This window comes from Tabrizicola sp. (assembly GCF_016793705.1).
Classification (GTDB): domain Bacteria; phylum Pseudomonadota; class Alphaproteobacteria; order Rhodobacterales; family Rhodobacteraceae; genus Tabrizicola.
Genome location: NZ_JAEULO010000046.1, coordinates 1 through 23,491, shown reverse-complemented (window position 1 = coordinate 23,491; position 23,491 = coordinate 1). Strand labels below are relative to the sequence as shown.

Below are 23,491 nucleotides of genomic sequence, written 5' to 3'. Positions count from 1 at the left end.
CCTTCGCCCCGGTCATCCCAGTGGCATCGACATGCAAGCAACGGTTCTGATGCCGCAGCCTAGCACGAATACCGGCCCGGTGCAGTCACGGATTGGTGGGTCAGCGCTCGGTCAGCTTCAGCTCGATCCGCCGGTTCTGCGCCCGGGCTTCCTCGCTGTCGCCCGCCGCCACGGGACGGTATTCGCCAAAGCCGGTCGCCGCCATCCGGTCAGGCGGGAAGCCCAGCTCGTCCTGCATGAAGCGCACCACCGACAGCGCGCGGGCCTGGCTCAGCTCCCAGTTGTCGGCGAAGGCCGCCCCCGGCGCGATGGGCACGTTGTCGGTGTGGCCGTCGACCCGGATGACCCAGTCGATCCCCGGCGGGATCTCGGCCCGCACCTCATCCAGAATGCGCACCACCCCGGCAATCTGCGCCCGGCCTTCGGGGGCCAGGTCGGCGGAGCCCGGATTGAACAGCACCTCCGACGAAAACACGAAGCGGTCGCCCACCACCCGCACGCCCTCGCGCCCCTGCAACAGGGTGGACAGTTGCCCGAAGAATTCCGACCGGAAGCGGGCGAGGTCCCTGTTCTCGGCTTCCAGCCGCGCGGCCTCCGCCGCCTCCAGTTCCGCCCGTTTCCGTTGCTCCGCCGCCACCTGCGCCAGGGCGGTGTTCAAGTCCTTGCCGAGGCTGTCAAGCTGCACCTTCGCCGCTTCGTCGCGGGCCTTCGCGTCATCCAGCAGCGCCTGCAGGCTGCCCAGCTGGCTCCGCAGCGCGGCGACCTGCTGGTTCAGAAGCTCCACCTCCCGCGCCGCAGCCAGCACCTTCTCCTGTTCGGCGAGAAGCGCGGTTTCCGCCGCCGAAAGCGCTGCCTCCTTCTCGGTCGCGCCCTTCGCCGCCTCGGTCCGGGCGGCGGCGAGAAGGGTGAGCGTCTCCTCCGCCTTCTTCCGCTCGGCTTCCAGCGCCAGGGTCATCGCCGTGAGTTCGGTATCCGAGTTGGCCAGCCGGTCGCGCAAGGCCTGAAGCGCCGCAGCATCGGCCAGGCGCGCCGCCTCGCCTTCGGAAACCTGCGTCTTCGCGGCTTCCAGCGCGGCGGCATCGCTCGCCCCCTTCGCGCCGGCCTCGGCCAGAAGCGCCTCCAGCGCCTCACGGCGGGCGGCGGCCAGGCGCGCGGCCTCGGCCCCGGCGTCGATCTCTTCCCGCGCCTTGGCCAGCGCGAGGGTCATCGCCTCGGCCTCCGTCACCAGCTTCGCCTGCGCCGCCTCAAGGTCGGCCACCGAGGCCGTCAGCCGCTCGGCATCTCCCCGCGCCTTGTCCCGCTCTACCAGCAGGGCCGCGACCTGGGTCTCGAAATCGGTGATCCGGGATCTTGCCGCCGAAAGCGCCCCCTCGCGCGCGGTCAGGTCAGCCGTCAGCGTGGCGATCACGCCTGACTGCCTCTCGCCCTCTGCCAGTGCCGACGCAAGCCCTGCCTGCAACTCCGCAACTCTTGCTTCAAGATCGGTCGCCTTGGCCTGTTCCAGCCCCAGAGCATCGGCCAACTGGGCGACTTGAGCGGTCAGTGACTCGAGTTCGGTATCCTGCGTCGTGATCGTGTCGCGCAGCACGGATTGCATCACGGTGAAGATGGTCAGCACGAACATCAGCACCATCAGAAGCGTCGTCACCGCATCGACGAACCCCGGCCAGATCAGACTCGAGTCGCGGCGCCGGGTGCGCGTGGTCATCTCAGGCCCGCCCGGTGCTGCGGCCCAGCTGGCGGATCGCAGCGGTGAGCTGGGAAATGTCGGTCTTGAGGTCGGTCAACGTCTCCTGCCGCCCGGCCGACATCTCCTCGAGAATGCGGAGAAGCTGCACGTCGATCGACCGCAGGCGCATCCGGCTTTCCGGGTCCGCCGTACCGCCCTCGGTCTGCTCCAGGACCGCCAGCAGCTTCTCCTGTCCCTCGGCGATCCGGCGCAGGGTCGCCGCCTGACCCTTCTCGGCGTCGATCTTTTCGGTCAGCCGGGTCATCACCGTGACCAGTTCGCTGATCTTCGCCTCGGAATGGAAGCGGTTGGCCTCGGTCTGGGCTTGCAGCGCCTGCAATTCCTCCATCTGCTGCGCCATGTGGTCGACCAGCAGGCCCAGCGCATTCTGGTCGGCGCTTTCCCCGTCTCCCGCATAGCCAAGCCGGGTGATCGAGGACAGCCATTCCTCCAGCTCGCGGATGAAACGGTTTTGGCCGTGCCCGGCGAACAGCTCCAGAAGCCCCAGCACCAGCGACCCGGCAAGGCCGAGGAGCGAGGAGGAGAAGGCCGTCCCCATCCCGCCGAGCTGGCTTTCAAGGCCGCCCATCAGCTTGCCGAACACGTCGAGCCCGCTTTCGCCTTCCTGCGGCGCCAGCGAGCGGATGGTCTCGACCACGGCGGGAACGGTGGTCGCCAGCCCCCAGAAGGTGCCCAGAAGGCCCAGGAAGACCAGCAGGTTGATCAGGTATCGGGTGATGTCGCGGGCTTCGTCGATCCGCTGCACGACCGAGTCCTGGATCGACCGCGAGGAGGAGGCCGAGATCGACATCCGCGCCGAACGCGACCGCAAAAGCGCAGCCAAGGGCGCCAGCAGGCGCGGCGGGGTGACGTTCTCGCTGACCGAAGTGCCACGGACGAAGTTCTCGATCCAGTAGACCGACTGGGCCAGAATCCAGACCTGCCAGAAGCAGGACAGCACCCCGAACAGGAAGACCAGCCCGATCAGGCCATTCAGGATCGGGTTCGTGCGCAGGATGTTCAGGACGGTGCCGTGGATCAGCCAGGCCCCCGCCCCCACCAGGATGCAGACCAGAAGCATGGTGGTGATCGCCCGGATCGGCTGCGAGAAGGTCGTCGAGGCCTCGCTCCGGTGCTCTGTCTGGGACATGCTGCCCTCTGGTTCGCCTGCCATGCGGAGTCTAGCAGGATGCAGCGACCTGCCAAGCAAAAGGTCAGGTGAGCCGACGGACCCTTTCGGCCAGCCAGTCGAGATCGGGGTCGCGGATGCCCAGTTCCGCCAGATGCGCGGCAGTCGACCAGAGATAGTCCCGGTTCGCGCCCCGCCCGCCCGTGGCCGTGGCGATGATCCGCGCCTGCTCCTCCCTGTCGAGGTGGCAGTATTGGACATGGCCCGGGTCGATCACATAGGACAGCGCGTTCAGCGGCCCGGCATCGGTGGCGACGGGCAGGGTCATCTCCAGATAGGCCGAGGAGATCAGTTCACGTTCACGCAGGGCGAAGAGGGTGCTGGCTTCCTCGCCGGGCGAAACGCGAAAAGCGACGCCGGTGCAGCTTGCGCCCTCGGCCCGGTCAAGCGCCAGCACGAGCCCCGGATGCTCCACCGTGCCGCGATGATGGATCGACCGCATGCAGAAGCTGCGGTGCCAGCCCGAAAGCCGGGCGATGCGGCGTTCCGCGACCGGGAAACCGGGGTCCCAGATCAGCGATCCGTAGCCGAAGACCCAGAGTGGTTCGTGCATGGCTGGCCCTGTTGCCTTTCGCCCTGTAAACACCGGCCCACGGGCAATGAAAAGGGCCACCCCATGCGCAAGCTTCTGTTCCTGATGGTCGCGCTGGTGGCCCTGTGGTCGGGCTACTGGTTCGTCGGCTCCAATGCGGTGCGCGACGGCGTGAACAAATGGTTCGCCGATGCCGCCGCGCAGGGGCTGGTGGCGGAAAACACCGGAGTAACGGTCGCGGGCTACCCCAACCGCTTCGACCTGACGGTCGAGGGGCTACATCTGGCCGGCCTCGATGAGACTGTCGGCTGGGAGGCGCCCTTCGTCCAGGTCTTCGCGATGACCTGGAAGCCCTGGCACATCATCGCGGCCTTCCCGCCGGAACAGCAGGTCTTCATTCCGGATCAGGTGGTGACACTCGGCTCCGAAGGCCTGCGCGCCAGCGTCCGCGCCAAGCCCGCACTGGAGCTGCCGCTTGCTGCGGTGATCCTGGAAACCAACCGCCTGACCGCACGCTCGACGGCGGGCTGGACGGTCGCGGCAGGGCGCAGCGTCGCCTCGATCAGCGCCGACGAGGAAGTGCCCGGCGCGGGCGACGCCGCGAACACCTATGTCCTGTCGCTGGACGCCGCCGAAGTGACTCCGGACCCCGGTTTCCTCGCAAGGGTCAAGGCCGTGACGATCCCGGACCTGCCGCCCTCGGACCTGCCAGGGATGATGGACCAGATGCGGAGCAGCGTCTTCCTGACCCTCTCCGCGCCGCTTGACCGCCACGCGGGCCAGGCGAAACCCTATCTCACCAAGGTCGAGATCAGCCAGCTTGCCTTCGGCTGGGGCAAACTGGCGCTGACGGCCAAGGGCCTTGTCGAAGCCGATGACCAGGGCTTTGCCGCGGGCGAAATCACCGTGGAAGTCACCAACTGGGACCGTCTTCCCGCCCTCCTGGTAGCCGCGGGCGTGGTCAAGCCCGAGATGGCGCCGACCATCGCGCGGGGAATGCAGGCGCTGGCATCGCAGTCATCCGACCTCGCAGTCCTGACGCTGACCCTGAAGCTCACCGATGGCCAGATGAGCTTCGGCCCCTTCCCGCTTGGCCCCGCACCCCGGATGATTCCGCCGACCGGCTAGCGGCAGTAGGCCCCGCCCTTCCGGGCCGAGGCGTCAAAATGGAAATGGTCCTCGTGATATCCGTCGGACCCGGGGCCAAGTGTGGTCATGAAGTAGCCGCAGCCCGCCTTGTAGATCCGGCGGAGAAGCTTGTTGTAGTTCTCGGCCACCGTCAGCACCTTGCCGTTCGACAGCACGAAGGCCGCGATGTCGATGGCGCGCCCCTTGCCGTGCTCGCTGATCTTCGCGCCCTTGATGTTGTTGCGGCTGCGGCAGCTGTAATGTGCGGCGACCCGCATCTCGACCAGGTTGCCGTTGAAGGCGGGCTGCGCGACCTCGTCCACCCAGCGGTCCAGGGCTTTGGCGATGGAGCAATCCACCGTCGCCGTCTGCGAAAGCCGGACTCCCGCGACGGATGTCACCGCCACCGGGTTCTCGACCCCGCAGCCCTTCACCTTCGACTTGATCGGCGCGATCTCTTCGCCCTTGATCGAGGCGACGCCGCAGACCGACCCCTTCCTCGAGGCCGCCTCGCGCTTCTTCTTCCGCTCTTCCTTCTTCGAGGGCGGCGGCATCGCGGCAAGGTCGATGTCGTCCTCCGGCACCTTCCCGGACAGGTCCAGCCCCGGCGCGTTGGAGGTGGCCTTCAGCGCGGCAAGCCCCTCGGTCAGCGCCCGGGGGCGCGGCTGTGGGCGCAGGGAACTCAACAGCACGCTGCCCGCCACAGCGCCGTCCGGGGCGGGTTCGGCCTTGGCCGAGACGGTCGCATCGGCGGGTGCCGCGACCTCCGCCGCCACTGCGGTCAGGCGCGGGTTCGGTGGTGGCAGCGGAGAACGATCGATCTCCTGCGCCAGCGCCCCCTGCCCAAGGCAGAGACAGAAGCAGAGGAGGAAGCTGCGCACCGGCCCTATCCCTCGGCCGCGGGCGGGGCGGCGCGGCCAAAGTCCGGCGCGGCGGTGTCCTGCCCGGCCTCGATGATCCCCCGGCGAATGGCGCGGGTGCGGGTGAAATAGGCGTGCAGATGGTCGCCGTCGCCCATCCGGATCGCGCGTTGCAGCACGAACAGCTCTTCGGCGAAACGACCGAGGATATCCAGCACCGCATCCTTGTTGGTCAGGAACACGTCGCGCCACATCACCGGGTCGCTGGCGGCAATCCGGGTGAAGTCGCGAAATCCGCTGGCGGAATACTTGATCACTTCGGACTGCGAGACCCGGCGCATGTGATCGGCGACGCCGACCATCGTATAGGCGATGGCATGCGGCACATGGCTGACCACGGCCAGCACCAGATCATGATGCTCGACATCCATCTCGTCCACATTGGCGCCCATGGCTTCCAGCAGGCTCCGCAGGCGCGCGATCGCGGCCGGGTCGGTCTCCGGCAGAGGGGTCAGAAGCCACCAGCGGTTCTGGAACAGGCTGGCGAAGCCAGAGCGCGGCCCAGAATATTCCGTCCCCGCAAGGGGGTGGCCGGGAACGAACTGCACGCCGGCCGGGACAAGGGGCGCCACGGCATCCACCACCGCCCGCTTGACCGATCCCACATCCGTGACCGTCGCCCCCGGCTTCAGACGCGGCGCGATCTCCGCCGCGATCTCGCCCATGACGCCCACCGGCACCGCCAGCACCACCAGATCGGCGCCCTCGACGGCCTCGGCAGCGGTTTCCGTCACCCGGTCACAGAACAGGCTCCCGGCCACCGCCCGCGTTTCGGCTGATTTGGCGTAGCCGACGATCTCGCCCGCCAATCCTCCCGCCCGCATCGCATGGGCCATGGAGGAAGCGATCAGCCCAAGGCCGATCAGGGCAACGCGCTGGTAGATCATTTGACGCCCTTGAACTGCGCGACCGCATGGGCGACCTGGCGGCATGAGGATTCATCCCCGATGGTGATCCGCAGGCAATGCGGTAGCTTGTAGCCCGCGACCCGCCGCACGATCAGCCCCTGCTTTTGCAGGAAGGCATCGCAGGCCTCGGCTTCCTCCTGGCTGGCAAAGCGGGCAAGGATGAAATTGGCCATCGACGTATCCGATGGCACCCCGATCTCGGCCAAAGCATTGGCCAGCCAGGACCGCATCCGGGTGTTCTCGCTGCGGCACTTGGCCACGAACTCCTGGTCGCGCACGGCGGCCTCGGCCGTCTCAAGCTGCGTTGTGGACAGGTTGAACGGCCCACGGATGCGGTTCAGCACGTCGATGACATGCTTCGGCCCATAGCCCCAGCCGATCCTGAGGCCGCCCAGCCCGTAGATCTTGGAGAAGGTCCGCGTCATCACCACGTTGTCGCGCGCATCGACCAGCGCCGCCCCGCCATCGTAGCCTTCCACATATTCCGCATAAGCCCCGTCCAGCACGAGGAGCGCCTGCGGCGGCAGGTTCTCGGCCAGCCGGGCAATCTCGGCGGCCGAAATCATCGTGCCGGTGGGGTTGTTCGGGTTGGCAATGAACACCAGTTTCGTCCGCCGGTTGCAGGCGGCCAGGATCGCATCCACATCAGCCGTCCGCTCGCGCTCCTGCACCTCGACCGGGGTCGCCCCCACGGCCATGGTCGATATGCGATACATCAGGAACCCGTGCTCGGTGAAGACCACCTCGTCGCGCGGCCCGGCATAGGCCTGGCAGAGGAAGGTGATGATCTCGTCCGACCCCGCCCCGCAGATGATGCGGGCCGCGTCCAGCCTGTGCACCTCGGCAATCGCCGCGCGCAGGTCGGCGTGGTCGGTGACGGGGTAGCGGTGCAGCGAATGCACGGTGCGGGCGAAGGCTTCCTTGGCCTTGTCCGACGGCCCGAAGGGGTTCTCGTTCGACGACAGCTTCACCACATTGGCCACGCCTGCCACATGCGCCTTGCCGCCCTCGTAGAGGGCGATGTCAAGGATGCCTGGCTGTGGCTTGATCTGGTCGTTCACCATCGCCCCCATCATCGCTCCCGGATGTCGAGGCCTCGTTTACCCGCCCGCCGCGCTCAAGGCCAGAGGGTTCCATGCAGGCCGGCGGGACATGCGCAAGCGAAGGCCGTCAGACCGCAAGGAAATTGATGAACTGCCAGGGATCGTCCTTGTCGCGATCCTCGGCGAAGCGGTTGATTCGGTGCGCTAGTGGCGTCCAGTCGGTGTAGTGGCACTCGACCGACCCCAGATAGGGGCGCTGCACCTCAAGGCAGCGGGCATGGTCCATCTCGTCCGCCTCGACGAAGCCTTGCGCAGGGTTCTCCGCCGCCCAGACCATCGCCGCAAGCACGGCGCTCGTCACCTGCATCCCCGTCGCATTCTGGTAGGGCGCGAGCCGCCGCGCCTCGGCGCAGGACAGGCGCGAGCCATACCACATCGCGCCTTTCGCGTGGCCGTACAGGAACACTCCCAGATCATCGCCCCCGGCCACGATCTCCTCCGCCGTCAGGATATGCTGCGCCTTGGGCAGCTCTCCGGCCCCGTTGGCCTCGTAGAGCGACAGCACCGCGTCGTTGCAGGGGTGATAGGCATAGTGGCAGGTCGGGCGGTAGACCGCCCGGTCCCCGTCCCGGACGGTATAATAATCCGGGATCGACAGCGCCTCGTTATGGGTGATCACCAGCCCGTATTGCGGCCCCACGTCCGGGCACCAGGACCGCACCCTCGTATCCGCGCCAGGCCGGTCGATCCAGATCGCGTGAGCAGGCCCGTGGTCGAAGGCATGGCCCTTGGGCGGCAGTTTCTTCTCATGCGTGCCCCAGCCCAGTTCCGCAGGCTGGTAGCCCTCGGAGAGAAGCCCATCCACCGACCAGGTGTTCACGAAAACGCCGGGAGGCTTCGCCCGCGCCGAGACCTGCGTATCCCGCTCGGCGATATGGATGCCCTTGACCCCCAGCCGCTGCATCAACCCCGCCCAATCCTCGCGACTTTTCGGATCGGCCGGAACCCCGGTATCCGCCGCCAGCCTGAGCAGCGCCTCCTTCAAGAGCCAGCTCACCATCCCCGGGTTCGCCCCGCAGCAGGACACCGCCGTCGGTCCCCCGACATAGGCCTTCCCCAGCTCCCGCACCCGTTCGCGCAGGGGGTAGTTCGTCCGCTCTGCATTCGGCAGGTCCGAGCCGAAGTAGAACCCCGGCCAGGGCTCCACCACCGTATCGATGTACTGGACGCCCATTTCCTGGGCGAGCTTCATCAGCTCGATGGAATCCACGTCAACCGACAGGTTGACGATCATCCCCTTCCCCTCCGGGAACAGCCCACGCAGCACATCGGCGAAATTCTCCGCCGTCAGCGCGACTTGCAGATGCCGGATGCCGCGCTCCTGCAACAGATGTGCAAACTCCCCCGACGGCTCGATCACAGTGAACTGCGCCCGGTCGAAACCGATATGCCGCTCGATCAGCGGCAGCACACCGCGCCCGATCGACCCGAAGCCGATCATCACCAGCACGCCCTCGACGGTCGCGTGAACCTGCCCCGCCATCCCTCAATGCTCCTTGGTCAGCGAGGTCAGCCAGTCCATCAGCGCCAGAAGCACCCCCGAGGCGACGAAGGTCAGGTGGATGATCACCATCCAGCGCATCGTCTCGGGCGTGGCGGAATAGGCCGCATCCGGCTTGCCCAGCGACATGAACAGCTTCAACAGATGGATGCCCGAGATCGCCACGATACTGGCGATCAGCTTCATCTTCAGCCCCGAGAAATCGACCTTGCCCATCCAGCTTGGCCGGTCCGCGCCGGTGTCGAAATCGAACTTCGACACGAAATTCTCATAGCCCGAGAAGAGCACGATCAGAAGAAGGTTCGCCGCCAGCGACAGGTCGATCAGCGTCAGCACCGCCAGGATCGCCTGGTCCGCCGTCAGGCTCAGCACCTGGGGCAGGTAATAGGCCAGTTCCTTGACGAAGATCACCGCCAGCATCGCCAGAGAGATCGCCAGCCCCAGATACATCGGCGCCATCAGCCAGCGGCTGCCGTAGAGGCCCTGCTCGAACCGGGTCTCGATACCGGGTTTGTCGGTCATCGCACTCTCCCTGCCGGAAATGAAAAGGGCCGCACCCTTGCGGCGCGGCCCCAAATGTAGGGTGCGCTATAGCGCACCATCGGATCAGTTCTTGGCGTAGTATTCCACGACCAGGTTCGGTTCCATCTGCACCGGATAGGGCACGTCGCCCAGGCCCGGGGTGCGGACGAATTTCGCGGTCAGCTTGTGGGTGTCGACTTCCAGATAGTCCGGCACGTCGCGCTCGGTCAGGGCGATCGCCTCGACGATGGCCGCCATCTGGCGCGACTTCTCGCGCACCGAGATCACGTCGCCTTCCGACACGCGGTAGGAGGCGATGTTCACCCGCTTGCCATTCACCAGCACATGGCCGTGGTTCACGAACTGACGCGCCGCGAAGATCGTCGGCACGAACTTGGCGCGGTAGACCACCGCGTCCAGCCGACGCTCCAGGAGGCCGATCAGCATCTCGCCGGTGTCGCCGCGCACACGCTCGGCTTCGCCATAGATCTTGCGGAACTGCTTTTCAGTCAGGTCGCCGTAGTAGCCTTTCAGCTTCTGCTTGGCGCGCAGCTGAGTACCGAAGTCCGACAGCTTGTTCTTCCGGCGCTGGCCGTGCTGGCCGGGGCCGTACTCGCGCTTGTTGATCGGGGATTTCGGACGGCCCCAGATGTTTTCGCCCATCCGGCGGTCGATCTTGTACTTGGCAGAGGTGCGTTTCGTCACCGCTGATCTCCTTCTATGTTGTCGAAGGGCGTTGTCCTCTGACCTTGCGGCCCGACAGGCATCCCCTTGCGAGGGCCACCAACACCAATGAAAAGCCCCGGAATCGCTTCCGGGACTGGCGGGCTTATAGAGGACAAACCGGGGGAGTCAACAGGAGGCGGCTGCTCCCGTAGGTCGGGGTTCACCCCGACTCCCCTGCGCCGTTAACCCATCCCTAACCAACACCAACCATCAATAGCGAGGGCTTCCCCTTGACTCGTACACACAAACGTACATACATTCGATGCAGTTCGACTGGGACGACGGCAACTCTGCGAAATGCGCCAGGCACGGCCTCTCGCGGGCCGAGATCGAATACGCCCTGACCCACGGCGCGCGCTTTGCCCCTGACGTCGACCACTCGCTGACCGAACAGCGCTTCATCGCGGTGTCCCGCACCGCCCTGGGCCGCCCGGTCTTTATTGCCTTCTGTTGGCGGGACGGTCGCCTCCGCCCCATCAGCGCCCGCTACATGCACCAAAGAGAGGCCCGCCGTCGTCATGGCATCTAGACCCAGGACCGTCCCGCTGATGACCACCGACGCCGAGGCCGAGGCCTTCCTCGACCAGGACCTCTCCGCCCTCGACCCCGCGCAATTCCGCCCCCTGAACTGGGAGGCCTTCCCCAAGACCGCCCGCATCAACATGCGCCTGCCCGAGCCGCTGATGGAGGCCCTGAAAGCCCGCGCCGCCAAGCGGGGGATACCGTATCAGCGCCTGATCAGGGAGGTACTGGAGCGCGAGGTGGGGCGGATGTAGGGTGTGCCTTCAGGCGCACCGTCCTGTTCCACCGAGAGCACCTGCCCCGCAACCGTAGGGTGGCAATCTGCCCACCAGCCCGCGCGCCGCACGACCACACCCTTCCTCGGACGGCCCGGCCTGGCGGGCTTACGCTCTTGATTCCGGGCCAAGAGAACCCCACCGACTATGCGAACACCCTCCAAGCGCGTCTACGCCAATATGCGGTTCTAAGCTGTGTGCGACTTAGTGCAGTCAACTAATCGCTCTACAATAGAAGTAGTTGCATGCGGTCGATTGAATCATCACTATCGGACCGAAACGTCTGTCGTGGAGGTCAGCATGGAAATCTCGCTTGAAGGTATCTACACGGCCTATTTAACTGGCATTGCCGGGCAAGGCATCGCCATGTTTGTTTTTACAAAAGGAAGGATCGCCGGGGCCGACATGGCGGGACTGACGTTCAGCGGAAGCTACAGCGTGAAAGACGGGCGCATGGTTGGCGAGGTGATTTACACAATGCCTGCGGGCACCATTTCCATCACGGGTGCTAGCTTTGATAAATATTCTGATGCAATCAAGGTGCCGATAAACCTCCCAGCTGAGATCGACCCAACTGAAACATACTTGATCAATACGCCAATCGGACCCCTTAACGCAAAATTCGTAAAAAACGCATCTCTGGGACCATAAAATGGCAAACGATACTTGGTACGCAATAGCTACTTTGGCAGCAATAGTTGCTGGACCTGTAATCGCCGTCTTCATGACTCGAGTGCTTGATAAAGCGGCTGACAGGCGCAATCGAAAACTCGACGTCTTCCGTGATCTGACGCGGACACGAGGCATCAGGATCGACCCAGTGCATGTTGCTGCACTCAATCTTGTAGAAGTAGAATTTTACAATGAGCGAGAGGTTACAAGCGCATATAGGGCATACATTGCTCATTTAAGTGCCCCCATGCCAGCTGTAGAGGAGCAAGATCGATTCTTTGAGCAAAGAACTGACCTTTTCATGAATTTGCTTGAAACTATGGGCAGGGTACTGAAATATAGTTTTGATAAGAGAGACCTCCAAAGACTAAGTTATGTCCCGCAAGGGTGGGGTAGTGATCAGGATTTGCAGCGGCGAAACGCGTTCTACTTAAGCCAAATTCTTAGTGGAGAGCGCGCAATTCCTGTGACGAACATTTTTGGATCAAGCAGCCCCTTCCCAGAGCCTCCAAGACTTGAGCAAGCAAAGATCGAGAAGAAATAAGCATTACGTCTCTGTTGTCGCTGGGCGAGCAGCACCACAGTGTAAGGAGATTGACTAACTGTAGGCCTTCTGCCAGTTCCTTCGGCACACCTGAGGCCAAGGCGCACCACTTAACAAACCCCTAACGCCCACGCCCAACCCCTTGTAATTCCATCACAATCCAGAAATGTCCACCGTGGACACCCTTGGCCTTCACCCGTTCACATCCACCACCACCCGCCCCTGCACGCCCCCCTTCAGGATCGCCTCCCCCAGAGCCGGCAGGTCCTCCAGCCCCACCACCCGCACCATCGCCTCCAGCTTCTCCATCGGCAGGTCGGAGACCACCCGCCCCCAGGCCCGCACCCGTCGCTCGAAGGGAACCGTCACCGAGTCGATCCCCAGCAGGTTCACCCCCCGCAGCAGGAACGGGATCACGGTGGCGGGCAGCGCGGCCCCCCCCGCCAGCCCCACCGCCGCGACCGAGCCGCCGTGTTTCATCTGCCCCAGCACCCGCGCGAGCATCGCGCCGCCCACGGCATCGACGCAACCCGCCCAGGTCTCGCTCTCCAGGGGCCGCTTCACCACCTCCGCCAGCTCTGCGCGGGCCACGATCCGCGAGGCCCCGAGGTCGCGCAGATACCCCTCCGTCTCCGCCCGCCCGGTCACCGCCGCGACCTGGTAGCCAAGCTTCCCCAGCAAAGCGACCGCCACCGACCCCACGCCGCCCGAGGCCCCCGTCACCAGCACCTCTCCGTGCGAGGGCTCCAGCCCATGCTCCTCCAGCGCCATCACCGCCAGCATCGCCGTGAACCCCGCCGTCCCCACCGCCATCGCCTGCCGCGTGGTCAGACCGGCGGGCAGCGGCACCAGCCAGTCCGCCTTGACCCGCGCCTTCTGGGAGTACCCTCCCCAATGCACCTCTCCCACCCGCCAGCCGGTCAGCACCACCTTGTCGCCCGGCTTGTAGCGGGCATCCTCCGACGCCTCGACCGTCCCCACGAAGTCGATCCCCGCCACATGCGGCCAGCTCCGCACGATCCCCCCGCCCGAGGGCGACAGCGCCAGCCCGTCCTTGTAGTTCAGCGTCGAATACTCCACCGCCACCGTCACATCGCCCGGCGGCAATGCGCTGTCCTCCAGCTCCCGCAGATGGGCGACGGCGGCATCGCCTTCCTTCTCCAGAACCAGTGCGCGGAACATCTCGGCCTCCCTTTTGATCCGCCCCAGTCGGCCCGGCGGCAGAGGGATTGTCAACCCGGCCCCCCTGCGCCACCCTGCCCGAAAAGGAGTCTCCCATGACCCAGGAAAGCATCGGCTTCGTCGGCATCGGCCTGATGGGGCACGGCATGGCGAAGAACATCGTGACGAAGGGCTACCCCCTGACCGTCACCCCCCATCGGAACCGCGCGCCAGTGGACGACCTGATCGGCCGGGGCGCGACCGAAGCGACCTTAGAAGACCTCGCGGCCCGCTCCACGATCATCTTCCTCACCCTCCCCGGCTCGCCGCAGGTGGCCGAGACCGTCGCCCGCATGGCCCCCCACCTGAAGCCCGGCAGCGTGGTCGTCGACTGCTCCACCTCCGACCCCACCGTCACCACCCGCCTCGCTGCCGACCTCGCCGCAAAAGGCGTCCACTTCGCCGACGCCCCCCTCTCCCGCACCCCGAAAGAGGCCTGGGAGGGCACACTCGACTGCATGGTCGGCGCGACTGACGAGGTCTTCACCCGCATCCGCCCCGTCATCGCCACCTGGGCCGCGAAGATCGTCCATATCGGCGGGGTGGGCGACGGGCACCGGATGAAGCTTCTGAACAACTTCCTCTCCCTCAGCTACGCCGCGATCTACGCCGAGGCGCTGGCCGTGGCCGCCAAGGTCGGCATCTCCACCGCCACGTTCGACAGCGTGATCCGCGGCGGCCGGATGGACTGCGGCTTTTACCAGACCTTCATGGGCTACGCGCTGGAAGGCAACCGCGAGGCCCACCGCTTCACCCTGTCGAACGCCTACAAGGACCTGCGCTATCTGGAGAGCATGGCCAACGCCGCCGCCGTCACCACGACGATGGCCAGCGCGGCGAAGAACAGCTTTGCCGGGGCCGTGGCGCAGGGCGGCGCAGGACCGGAGGACTATGTGCCCCACCTGACGGATTTCGTGGCACGGGCGAACGGGGTGAGGCGTTAGAGTTTCTTCGCGATCCCTGCGGACTTCAGAATGCCGTTGGCCGTCGAGCGGCTCAAGATATTGTGAGGCACCGTCACGGTCGGTTTCCCATCGTCATGGCGCCATTTTTGATGCTTGGACCCTCCGTCACGATAATAGCCCGCCTGTTTCAACAGGCGGACCACCTCGTCGTAGTAACCCTTCACCATCTCAGGCCGCCGTAACGCCTCCCCGCTGCGGCGCGTGAAACTTGATCCAGGGGATCAGTTCTGACAGTGAGCGCTGAGAGAGGTCGCGCTTTGTGATGTGGTTTTCCAGGATCAACTGAGGACCAAGTTCCGCCGCTGCAGCCTCGAACTCCTCCAGCGAAGCGGCCTCGACGTGCAGTCCAATGATGTCGCTTTCCGAAACCCACACCCCAGCCTCGGCGTCCCAGACGGCCGTGACATAGAATTCGAGAGGTTTCATCGGCATTGCTCCTCGGCTGCGCGCCAAATGATACGCAGACCGCAGTTTTCAGAAGAGGTCTTACCATAATATGACCTTCTGCGCGCACGATGCAACAGGACGGCTGGAAAAGCGCTACACTTGCCATGCACCCCTCACCCGCACTTCGAATGCCCGCAGGACCCGCAGGTCAGGCACCCCTCCACCATCCGCAGGTCATAACTCCCACAGGACGGGCAGGCCTTGCCGCGCGGAGCCTCTCCAACCCGCAGCACCTCCGCCTTGGGGTCGGATTTCAGGCCCAGCCCCTCGCCCTCGATGAAGCCGATGTCGATCAGGTGGCGTTCGATCACCCCGCCGATGGCGGCGAGGATCGAGGGGATGTAGCGGCCCTCCATCCAGGCGCCGCCGCGGGGGTCGAAGACCGCTTTCAGCTCTTCCACCACAAAAGAGATATCCCCGCCCCGCCGGAACACGGCCGAGATCATCCGGGTCAGGGCCACGGTCCAGGCGAAATGCTCCATGTTCTTGGAGTTGATGAACACCTCGAAGGGTCGCCGATGCCCCGCGATGACGATGTCGTTGATGGTGATATACAGCGCGTGCTCGGACCCCGGCCATTTGACCTTGTAGGTCTGCCCCTCCAGCGCTGCGGGCCGGTCGAGCGGGTCCGACAGATACACCACTTCGCCCCCCGTCACCGGCTGTGCGGCGGCAGGGGTCGCGGCCTTCTCGGACACGGTCAGGACCGACCCCGTCACCTCGTTCGGCCGGTAGGTCGTGCAGCCCTTGCAGCCCTGGTCCCAGGCGGCCATGTAGACCTCCTTGAAATCGTCGAAGCTGATGTCGACCGGGCAGTTGATGGTCTTCGAGATCGAGGAATCCACCCACTTCTGCGCCGCCGCCTGCATCCGCACATGGTCGAGCGGCGGCAGGGTCTGGGCATTGACGAAATGCGCGGGCAAGGGCGTGTCGCCATGCTTCTCGCGCCAGAGGCGGACCGCATAGTCGACCACCTCCTCCTCCGTCCGCGAGCCGTCCTTCTGCAGCACCTTCCGGGTATAGGCATAGGCGAAGACCGGCTCGATCCCGGAACTGACGTTGCCTGCGTAAAGCGAGATCGTCCCCGTCGGCGCGACGCTGGTCAAAAGCGCGTTGCGGATGCCGTGCCTGGCGATGGCCTCTCGGACATCCCTGTCCATCTGCTGCATGTTCCCCGAGGCAAGGAACCCTGTGGCGTCGAACAGCGGGAACGCACCCTTCTCTTTCGCCAGGTCGACGGACGCGAGGTAGGCCGCCCGCGCGATGGCATGCATCCAGACCTCGGTGACGCGGGCCGCCTCTTCCGAACCGTAGCGCAGGCCGACCATCAGGAGGGCATCGGCGAGGCCCGTGACCCCCAGCCCGATCCGGCGCTTGGCCTTTGCTTCCGCCGCCTGCTCCGGCAAGGGGAAGCGGCTGGCGTCGACGGTGTTGTCCATCATCCGCACCGCCACCCGCACCAGCCGGTCCAGCGCCGCCATGTCCATCGCCGCACCGGGCTCGAAGGCCCCCGTCACCAGCACCGGCAGGTTGATCGAGCCCAACAGGCAGGCACCATAGGGCGGCAGCGGCTGCTCGCCGCAGGGGTTCGTCGCCGCAATCGTCTCGGCGTACCCCAGGTTGTTCATCTTGTTGATCCGGTCGATGAAGATCACCCCCGGCTCGGCATAGTCGAAGGTCGACCGCATGATCCGGTTCCACAGGTCGCGCGCCTGAACCGTCTTGTAGACCTTGTCGCCGAAGACCAGCTCCCAGGGCCCGTCCGCCTTGACCGCCGCCATGAAGGCATCCGTCACCAGCACCGAGAGGTTGAACATCCGCAGGCGGGCCGGGTCGCGCTTGGCCTCGATGAAGGCCTCGATGTCCGGGTGGTCGCAGCGCATCGTCGCCATCATCGCCCCGCGACGCGACCCCGCCGACATGATCGTGCGGCACATCGCGTCCCAGACGTCCATGAAGCTGAGCGGGCCGGAGGCATCCGCCGCCACCCCAGCGACTGGCGCCCCGCGTGGCCGGATGGTCGAGAAGTCATAGCCGATCCCGCCGCCCTGCTGCATGGTCAGCGCGGCTTCTTTCAGCCCTGTGAAGATGCCCTCCATCGTGTCCGGGATCGTGCCCATGACAAAGCAGTTGAACAGAGTCACCGAACGCCCGGTCCCCGCACCCGCCGTGATCCGCCCCGCCGGCAGGAAGCGGAACCCCTCCAGCGCGGCGTAGAACTCCTCCTCCCACCGGGCGGGGTCCTTCTCCACCTCGGCCAGCGCCCGCGCGATCCGCCGCCAGCTGTCCTCGACCGAGCCGTCGATGGGCGTGCCGTCCGCCTCCTTGAAGCGGTATTTCATGTCCCAGATGCTTTCGGCGATGGGGGCGTGGAATCGCGACACCGGGCGAATCCTCCTGTCTCTTGTGGATAAGTCGGCGGAAGGCCCAAGATACGCCCCCGCCCCACTCGGGTCAACTTGAAGCCCCCGCCGCAAAGCCTATGATCGACCCCATGATCAACCTCCTCAAACTCTGCGTCGGCGCCGACTCGGTCGAGGACCTGACCGACTGGCAGCACGACCAGCGCCCCCGCTGGCCCGAAGGCCGCGCGATCCATGTCACCCGCATGTGGCCGAAGCGCGAGGCAGATGTGCTGGACGGCGGCTCGCTCTACTGGGTGATCAAGGGCGTGATCCTCTGCCGCCAGCGCATCCTGGACCTGCAGGAGGTCATCCTTAGCGACGGCATCCCGCGCTGCGCCCTGGTCATGGACCAGGAGGTCATCCGCACCGAGGCCGCGCCCCGCCGCCCGTTCCAGGGCTGGCGCTACCTTGATCCTGAGGACTCCCCCCGCGACCTGCCGAAAGCCCGCGCGAAGGACGATGTCCTGCCGCCGAAGCTCGCGCAGGCCCTGGCCGAACTCGGGCTGCACTGACCCGGCCTGAGTGGCACAAGACCACTGGCCCTTGCCCGCGAAACCCGCCAGAACGGGCGCCATGTCCCGCCCGCTCCTCCTTGCCGCGCCCGTCGTCTTCCTGCTGCTCTGGTCCGCCGGGTTCGCCATCGCCAAGATCGGCCTCCTGCACGCCGGACCCTTCACCCTTCTCGCATTGCGCTACCTGATCGCGGTCCTGGTCTTGCTCCCACTGGTCCCGATCCTGAAGCCCGCCTTCCCCGACAGCCGGGCCGCCTGGCACATCGCCGTCACCGGCTTCTTCATCCAGGTCGCCTATTTCGGCCTCTGCTACATCGCCTTCAAATCCGGAGTCTCGGCGGGCGGGGTGGCGATCATCGTCTGCCTGCAACCGATCCTGGTCAGCCTGATCGCCCCCTCCATGGTCGGCGAAAGCGTCAGCTCCTCACGCTGGCTCGGCCTCGCCCTCGGCCTGACCGGCGCCGTCACCGTGATCCTCGCCCGCTCGGGCATCGCGCACGAGCCTGTGATCGGCCTCCTCGCCGCCGTCGGAGGCCTGATCGGCATGACCGCCGCCACGCTTTATGAGAAACGCTTCGGCGTGACCACGCATCCCGTCCCCGCCAACCTGATCCAGTATGCTGTTGGCGCCGCCTTCACCCTGCCCCTCGCACTGGCGACCGAAGGAATGCAGGCCGACTGGACGCCCGAGCTTTTCGCCGTCCTCGCCTATCTGGTCATCGGCAATTCGCTGGTGGCGATCACCCTCCTCCTCGCGATGATCCGCGCCGGAGAGGTCGCCCGCGTCTCGGCCCTCTTCTACCTCGTCCCGCCGCTCTCCGCGCTCTTCGCCTGGCCGCTTCTGGGCGAGGCGATGCCGCCGCTCGCCTGGGCCGGGATGGCTTTGGCCGGGTTCGGTGTGACGCTGGCGCGAAGGTAGGGTGGGCAATCTGCCCACCACTCCTCAGAACGGCGCCCCCGAAACCCCCAGCCTCTCCGCAAGCGACCTGTAGGCGGCAAGGTCCACCGCCGACCACTCCGCCGCCCGGCTTGCCCAAAGGACCGCCTGGCTGGAATGGATCAGCCCGTCCGACAGAATGCGCAGGTGGTTCGCCCGAAGCGTCTCGCCCGACGAGGTGATGTCGGCAATCGCCTCTGCCGTTCCGTTCAGGACCGTACCCTCGGTCGCGCCTTGGCTGTCGACCAGCTGGTAATCCGCCACCCCCTGCGCCTGCAGGAAATCCCGCACCAGCTGGTGATACTTGGTCGCGATCCGCAACCGATGCCCATGCGTCTTGCGGAACGCCGCCGCTGCGGCGTCGAGGTCGTCGACCGTTTCCACGTCGATCCAGACATTCGGCACCGCGATCACCAGGTCGGCCTGCCCGAAACCCAGCTTGGCCACCTCGGCCACCTCGTCGGCGCCCAACTGCTCCCGCACCAGATCCGACCCGGTGACACCAAGGTGGATGCGCCCCGCCGCCAGTTCGCGCGGGATCTCCCCCGCCGAGAGCAGCACCGGGACCACGCCCTCGACCCCCTCGACCACGCCGGAATATTCCCGGTCCGACCCCGACCGGCGCATCACCACGCCGCGCGCGCCGAACCAGTCGAAGCAGTCCTGCATCAGCCGCCCCTTCGACGGCACCCCCACCCGGATCATGCCGCCGCCCCCTTCAACCGCGCGACGAGGCCCGGCCGGATCACGCCCCCCACCGCCGGGATGAAGGCCCCGGCCCCAAGGACCGCCGTCAAGGCGTCATACCTGCCGCCACTGGCGACCGGAGGCATCCCGTCCTTCAGGAAGCTGAAGACAAAGCCGTCGTAATATTCCAGCGCCGTCCGACCGTGGCTGGCCTCGAAGGCCAGCGTCCCGACGTCCACCCCCTTCGCCGCCAGCGCCTCCAGCCGGGCCGCGAACCGGTCCACCGCCGGGGTGATGGCGGGCAGCATCGGGGCGATCCCGCGCAAATGGCTCAGCGCATGACCCGCTGGGGCCTCCAGGCTGAGCAGATCGTACAGCAGCGCCGCCTCGGTCGCCTTGATCGGCGAGGTTCCTGCATCGGCGACCAGGGCCTCCGCCCGCGCCGCGATTTCATCCGGCCCGCGCAGACCCACGAAGCTTCCCGCCTCCTCGATCAAGGCCATGGGCGATCCGGCCTTGAGCCGCTCCAGCAAGGCCAGGCGTCCCGCCGGAACCGGCGCCCGCCCGGCGAAGCGATCCAGCAAGGCCTTGAACCGCGCCGGTCGCCAGACATGCCGGAGGAGCGCCGCCTTCCGCCGCTCGGTCGTCTCGAGCCCGCGGACGGCGGCCATCAGGATGCCGATGTCGCCGGTCACGGGCCGAAGGTCCAGCCCGCCCAGCAGGTCGCGGAAGAGAGCGAAGACCTCGGCATCCGCCACCTCGGGCGCGTTGCGGTCGAAGACCTCATAGCCCACCTGCAGATACTCGCTGGCCCGACCCGAGCCCCGCGCCTGCTTGCGGAACACCTCGCCCAGATAGGCGTAGCGCGCGGGTTCCGCCCCATGCGCCATATGCGCCTGCACCACCGGCACAGTGAAGTCCGGCCGCAGCATCATCTCGCCCCGGACCGGATCGTCCGTCACATAGGCCCGCGCCCGGATGTCCTCGCCGTAAAGGTCTAGAAGCGTGCCCGCCGGTTGCAGGATGTCGGCCTCGACCGGCACCGCCCCCGCCTGGACGAAGGCGGCAAGCAGCCGCTCCCCCTCGGCCCGGATCGCGGCCTTGGGGGTCATGCGCCCAGCATCTTTCGAACGGCTGCCGCGAGGTCAGCCCTGGGAACCTCGACCTGCGCCGGGCGGTCCTTCCATTCCTCCAGCGTCGCGCTTTCGGCGATCTTCGCGCCAAGGATCAGGTCCTTCAGGATCACCGTGCCCGCCGCAGCCTCGTTCCCGCCCTGGATCACCGCGACCGGAGACGCCCGCTTGTCCGCATATTTCAACTGGTTCCCGAAATTCTTCGGGTTCCCAAGATAGACCTCTGCCCGGATCCCCGCCTGCCGCAGCTCGCCGACCATCGCCATGTAATCGGCCATCCGGTCGCGATCCATCACCGTCACCACCACCGGCCCCGCCGTATCCCCCGCGCTGCGCCCCTTGGCCCGCAGCGCGGCCAAGAGCCGGTCCACTCCGATGGAAACCCCCGTCGCCGGCACGTCCTGCCCGGTGAACCGCTTCACCAGCCCGTCATACCGCCCGCCCCCGGCCACCGAGCCGAACTGGCGCTTCCGCCCTTTCTCGTCCAGGATTTCGAAGGTCAGCTCCGCCTCGTAGACCGGCCCGGTGTAGTAGCCGAGGCCGCGGACAACGCCGGGGTCCAGCACGATCCGGTCCGGCCCGTAGCCCTGCGCCTCCAGCAGCGCGGCGATGGCTTCCAGTTCGGCCACCCCCTCGGCCCCAATGACCGAGGTCCCCACCAGCTCCCGGAGCCGTGCGACCGTTGCAGCGCCGGTGTGCCGCTTGGCGGTGGTAAAGCCCATCACGACCTCGGCCTGCTCCGACGCAAGCCCCGCGCCTTTGGTGAAATCGCCGCTCTCGTCCTTGCGGCCCCCGCGGAGGAGCGCCCGAACCCCCTCCGCCCCTAGCCGGTCGATCTTGTCGATGGCGCGCAGGACGATGCCACGTTCGGCTTCCTTGTCGTCTCCGGCAAGGCCCGCGATCTCCATCACCCCGTTCAGGACCTTCCGGTTGTTGACCTTCACCAGATAGTCGCCCCTCGGGATGCCGACCTCTTCCAGGCAGTCGGCCAGCATCGCACAGATTTCGGCATCCGCCGCGACCGAGGGCGAGCCGACCGTATCCGCGTCGCACTGGTAGAACTGGCGGAAGCGGCCCGGACCCGGTTTCTCGTTCCGCCAGACGGGACCCATCGCGTAGCGGCGGTAGGGGCTGGGGAGGTCGTTGCGGTACTGGGCGGCGACGCGGGCGAGGGGGGCGGTGAGGTCATATCTCAGGGCCAGCCAGTCGGCGTCCTCGTCCTGCCAGGCGAAGACGCCCTCGTTGGGGCGGTCGACGTCGGGGAGGAACTTGCCGAGGGCCTCCACGGTTTCCACGGCAGAGGTCTCCAGCGGGTCGAACCCGTACCGGTGGTAGACGCCGGCGATGCGGTCGAGCATGGCTTTCCGTTCCGTGACCTCGGCCCCGAAATAGTCGCGGAATCCCTTCGGGGTCTCGGCGCGGGGGCGGCGGGGGGGCTTGTCGGCCATGGTCGGACCTTCGCTTTTGATCGGGGTCCGTGTATCGGATGGGGGGAGAGGCGGCAAGCGGGGGGTATGATGGGGTCGGTCGATCTGGAAGAGAGGGTGGCCCACCTGATCCGGGCGGTGGAGGACCTGTCGGACGTGGTGGCCCGGCAGGCGGGGGAGATCGCGGGGCTGGAGCGGCGGGTTCGGCTGCTGATGGAGCGGGCCGCGGAGGAGGAGGCCCTGCGGGGGGAGGCCCCGGAAGCGAACGTCCGCCCGCCTCACTGGTGAGGGGTGTCCACGCAGGGCAGGGTGGAGGCCGCTAAGGATTCCAAGGGGTTAGCTGTGGGCGTTAGGGGTTTGTTAATGTTGCTTTTCCCACAAGTCTACACGCAGCGCACTCAACCGATGCTTGCAAAGGACGTATCCTTTATGCAAATGATAGTGATAGATGTCAGCAAGCGGTGGTACAGTGCGCCCTACACGATTCCAGATATCCAAACTCTTTGGCAGTCAAAACATTGATTTATCCTTTCCAAACAACTGCTCGATAATTGTCGGCCCAAACGGGATTGGGAAAAGTAGTGTCGCTAACATTCTGTACTTCCTGATTTCTAGACAATGGCGTAGGCTTCTTGACTACAAATTCTCAAACTTGCGGCTTTGGTTTGACGACCAAGTAATTGAGGTCGAGAGGGATGAGATTTCGGGTTTATCCCGGATATCGGAGATTGTGGCCTCGATACCTAGATCTTCTCGCTATGCTGACTTTATTGCGCGCCTTCAGAAGATTGGCCGCCTAGAAGAGTTCTTAGGTGAACTCGGCAAATCCCCTAGAAACCTGCGAACTTGGAAGGACCTAGCTGAACCAGGCGCTTCAATAGACGAGTTCCGCCATTTCGTCTTCAGTCTTGAACGTAGGATCAACATCGATGACCACGGACTCTTTTCGGTTCCGCGAAGAAACATTGAATCCAAACTTGACGAACTAATTCCCGGACGAACTCTATACCTTCCAACTTACAGGCGAATTGAGAAAGATCTTCAGGAAATTTCCCCCGCCTTTGGACAAAGATTCCGCGAGGCACTTGGTGCCGACGGAGAATTGAAGCTAACTAGATCGTCGAAATACTATGTCGACCTAGTGAGCTTTGGGATGAACGACGTAAGAACTCGAATCGACGAGATAACTCGAACGCTGCGCGATTTCTCCCTAGAAAAGTTTAGCGAGCTTTCCGGACACTATTTGAAGGACGTTATTCGCGGGAAGGCGGACGAGTTTGATCACGCGCAGATTCGGCAACTAAGTGACGACGCAATTAGTGAAATTTTGGGCCGGGTAAGCGAGCGGATACTTTCGGAGGATGATAAATCACTACTCAAGTCCCGAATTCTCCGCCTAAGAAACGGAAGTCCAGAAGAACTTAGTCCGCAAGACAGCTATTTGGCGCACTACTTTTCAAGGTTAGTCGTAGTTAATGACGAAATT

The 23,491-nt window shown here is 65.5% G+C and carries 26 protein-coding genes; 10 read left to right on the top strand and 16 right to left on the bottom strand.

Translation table 11 applies throughout. The features are described from left to right. Positions 1-100: 100 nt before the first annotated feature. The 3 genes from JNJ68_RS13165 to JNJ68_RS13155 all read right to left on the bottom strand — a co-directional run bounded on the left by JNJ68_RS13165 (position 101) and on the right by JNJ68_RS13155 (position 3,471). Positions 101-1,708, bottom strand: coding sequence for a peptidoglycan -binding protein (locus tag JNJ68_RS13165; protein ID WP_294982838.1), 1,608 nt, complete (start codon positions 1,706-1,708; stop codon positions 101-103). A gap of 1 nt (position 1,709) precedes the next feature. Beyond that, positions 1,710-2,879, bottom strand: a complete 1,170-nt coding sequence (locus JNJ68_RS13160; RefSeq protein ID WP_294982837.1) for a biopolymer transporter ExbB — start codon at positions 2,877-2,879, stop codon at positions 1,710-1,712. A gap of 64 nt (positions 2,880-2,943) precedes the next feature. Further along, positions 2,944-3,471: a gamma-glutamylcyclotransferase gene (locus JNJ68_RS13155; protein ID WP_294982836.1), complete on the bottom strand. Its 528-nt coding sequence runs from the start codon at positions 3,469-3,471 to the stop codon at positions 2,944-2,946. A 63-nt stretch (positions 3,472-3,534) separates the two neighbouring features. Here JNJ68_RS13155 and JNJ68_RS13150 point away from each other — a divergent pair, with 63 nt between their 5' ends. Next, the gene (locus JNJ68_RS13150; RefSeq protein ID WP_294982835.1) at positions 3,535-4,578 is read left to right on the top strand and encodes a DUF2125 domain-containing protein; all 1,044 of its coding nucleotides are present in this window, start codon (positions 3,535-3,537) and stop codon (positions 4,576-4,578) included. Here JNJ68_RS13150 and JNJ68_RS13145 read toward each other — a convergent pair. From JNJ68_RS13145 to rpsD, 6 genes are all read right to left on the bottom strand, one after another. Then, positions 4,575-5,459, bottom strand: a complete 885-nt coding sequence (locus JNJ68_RS13145; RefSeq protein ID WP_294982834.1) for an extensin family protein — start codon at positions 5,457-5,459, stop codon at positions 4,575-4,577. The genes JNJ68_RS13150 and JNJ68_RS13145 overlap by 4 nt on opposite strands. Before the next feature lie 5 nt (positions 5,460-5,464). Beyond that, positions 5,465-6,385: a prephenate/arogenate dehydrogenase family protein gene (locus JNJ68_RS13140; protein WP_294982833.1), complete on the bottom strand. Its 921-nt coding sequence runs from the start codon at positions 6,383-6,385 to the stop codon at positions 5,465-5,467. Next, positions 6,382-7,467, bottom strand: a complete 1,086-nt coding sequence (gene hisC, locus JNJ68_RS13135; RefSeq protein ID WP_294982846.1) for a histidinol-phosphate transaminase — start codon at positions 7,465-7,467, stop codon at positions 6,382-6,384. The genes JNJ68_RS13140 and hisC overlap by 4 nt, the downstream gene beginning before the upstream one ends. Before the next feature lie 109 nt (positions 7,468-7,576). Next, a complete protein-coding gene (locus JNJ68_RS13130) occupies positions 7,577-8,992 on the bottom strand; it encodes a saccharopine dehydrogenase C-terminal domain-containing protein (protein ID WP_294982832.1) in 1,416 nt (471 codons plus the stop codon). A 3-nt stretch (positions 8,993-8,995) separates the two neighbouring features. After that, positions 8,996-9,532, bottom strand: coding sequence for a TIGR00645 family protein (locus JNJ68_RS13125; RefSeq protein WP_294982831.1), 537 nt, complete (start codon positions 9,530-9,532; stop codon positions 8,996-8,998). 84 nt (positions 9,533-9,616) lie between these two features. Further along, positions 9,617-10,237, bottom strand: coding sequence for a 30S ribosomal protein S4 (rpsD, locus tag JNJ68_RS13120; protein ID WP_294971247.1), 621 nt, complete (start codon positions 10,235-10,237; stop codon positions 9,617-9,619). Between the two features lie 283 nt (positions 10,238-10,520). Here rpsD and JNJ68_RS13115 point away from each other — a divergent pair, with 283 nt between their 5' ends. The 4 genes from JNJ68_RS13115 (at position 10,521) to JNJ68_RS13100 (ending at position 12,271) form a co-directional block, all read left to right on the top strand. Then, positions 10,521-10,787, top strand: a complete 267-nt coding sequence (locus tag JNJ68_RS13115) for a BrnT family toxin (protein ID WP_294982830.1) — start codon at positions 10,521-10,523, stop codon at positions 10,785-10,787. Between the two features lie 19 nt (positions 10,788-10,806). Further along, positions 10,807-11,034: a CopG family antitoxin gene (locus JNJ68_RS13110; RefSeq protein ID WP_294982829.1), complete on the top strand. Its 228-nt coding sequence runs from the start codon at positions 10,807-10,809 to the stop codon at positions 11,032-11,034. A 321-nt stretch (positions 11,035-11,355) separates the two neighbouring features. Next, entirely contained in the window at positions 11,356-11,706 is a 351-nt protein-coding gene (locus tag JNJ68_RS13105) for a hypothetical protein (RefSeq protein ID WP_294982828.1), read from the top strand. 1 nt (position 11,707) lies between these two features. Beyond that, positions 11,708-12,271 (top strand): DUF6680 family protein, encoded by a 564-nt coding sequence (locus tag JNJ68_RS13100; RefSeq protein WP_294982827.1) that lies wholly within the window; start codon positions 11,708-11,710, stop codon positions 12,269-12,271. Positions 12,272-12,463: 192 nt separating this feature from the next. On the opposite strand, the gene JNJ68_RS13095 is transcribed toward JNJ68_RS13100, so the two are convergent. After that, positions 12,464-13,453, bottom strand: a complete 990-nt coding sequence (locus JNJ68_RS13095; protein WP_294982826.1) for an MDR family oxidoreductase — start codon at positions 13,451-13,453, stop codon at positions 12,464-12,466. A gap of 95 nt (positions 13,454-13,548) precedes the next feature. Between JNJ68_RS13095 and JNJ68_RS13090 the strand changes: the two genes are divergently transcribed. Continuing rightward, positions 13,549-14,436 carry an NAD(P)-dependent oxidoreductase gene (locus tag JNJ68_RS13090; protein ID WP_294982825.1) on the top strand — a complete coding sequence of 296 codons (888 nt, stop codon included), beginning with the start codon at positions 13,549-13,551 and terminating at the stop codon, positions 14,434-14,436. Here JNJ68_RS13090 and JNJ68_RS13085 read toward each other — a convergent pair. From JNJ68_RS13085 to JNJ68_RS13075, 3 genes are all read right to left on the bottom strand, one after another. Beyond that, positions 14,433-14,624, bottom strand: coding sequence for a type II toxin-antitoxin system HicA family toxin (locus JNJ68_RS13085; protein WP_294982824.1), 192 nt, complete (start codon positions 14,622-14,624; stop codon positions 14,433-14,435). The two genes, JNJ68_RS13090 and JNJ68_RS13085, sit on opposite strands and share 4 nt — an antisense overlap. Position 14,625: 1 nt before the next feature. Next, positions 14,626-14,883 (bottom strand): DUF1902 domain-containing protein, encoded by a 258-nt coding sequence (locus JNJ68_RS13080; protein ID WP_294982823.1) that lies wholly within the window; start codon positions 14,881-14,883, stop codon positions 14,626-14,628. Between the two features lie 134 nt (positions 14,884-15,017). Continuing rightward, complete coding sequence (locus tag JNJ68_RS13075; RefSeq protein WP_294982822.1) at positions 15,018-17,288, bottom strand: adenosylcobalamin-dependent ribonucleoside-diphosphate reductase; 2,271 nt, start codon at positions 17,286-17,288, stop codon at positions 15,018-15,020. Between the two features lie 101 nt (positions 17,289-17,389). Here JNJ68_RS13075 and JNJ68_RS13070 point away from each other — a divergent pair, with 101 nt between their 5' ends. Beyond that, positions 17,390-17,821 carry a DUF1489 domain-containing protein gene (locus JNJ68_RS13070; protein ID WP_294982845.1) on the top strand — a complete coding sequence of 144 codons (432 nt, stop codon included), beginning with the start codon at positions 17,390-17,392 and terminating at the stop codon, positions 17,819-17,821. Between the two features lie 61 nt (positions 17,822-17,882). Then, the gene (locus tag JNJ68_RS13065; protein ID WP_294982821.1) at positions 17,883-18,740 is read left to right on the top strand and encodes a DMT family transporter; all 858 of its coding nucleotides are present in this window, start codon (positions 17,883-17,885) and stop codon (positions 18,738-18,740) included. A gap of 24 nt (positions 18,741-18,764) precedes the next feature. Here JNJ68_RS13065 and hisG read toward each other — a convergent pair whose 3' ends face one another. Genes hisG through hisS form a run of 3 tightly spaced genes read right to left on the bottom strand, consistent with a single transcriptional unit; the run spans position 18,765 to position 22,026 of the window. Then, positions 18,765-19,463 (bottom strand): ATP phosphoribosyltransferase, encoded by a 699-nt coding sequence (hisG, locus tag JNJ68_RS13060; RefSeq protein WP_294982820.1) that lies wholly within the window; start codon positions 19,461-19,463, stop codon positions 18,765-18,767. Continuing rightward, positions 19,460-20,557, bottom strand: coding sequence for an ATP phosphoribosyltransferase regulatory subunit (locus JNJ68_RS13055; RefSeq protein ID WP_294982819.1), 1,098 nt, complete (start codon positions 20,555-20,557; stop codon positions 19,460-19,462). Before JNJ68_RS13055 ends, hisG begins: the two co-directional genes overlap by 4 nt. Further along, on the bottom strand, positions 20,554-22,026 hold the full coding sequence (gene hisS / locus JNJ68_RS13050) for a histidine--tRNA ligase (protein WP_294982818.1): 1,473 nt from the start codon (positions 22,024-22,026) through the stop codon (positions 20,554-20,556). The genes JNJ68_RS13055 and hisS overlap by 4 nt, the downstream gene beginning before the upstream one ends. A gap of 66 nt (positions 22,027-22,092) precedes the next feature. On the opposite strand from hisS, the gene JNJ68_RS13045 reads away from it, so the two are divergent. After that, a complete protein-coding gene (locus JNJ68_RS13045; RefSeq protein ID WP_294982817.1) occupies positions 22,093-22,293 on the top strand; it encodes a SlyX family protein in 201 nt (66 codons plus the stop codon). Positions 22,294-22,453: 160 nt separating this feature from the next. Continuing rightward, the coding region (locus JNJ68_RS13040) for a hypothetical protein (protein WP_294982816.1) at positions 22,454-23,491 on the top strand (1,038 nt) is incomplete at its 3' end.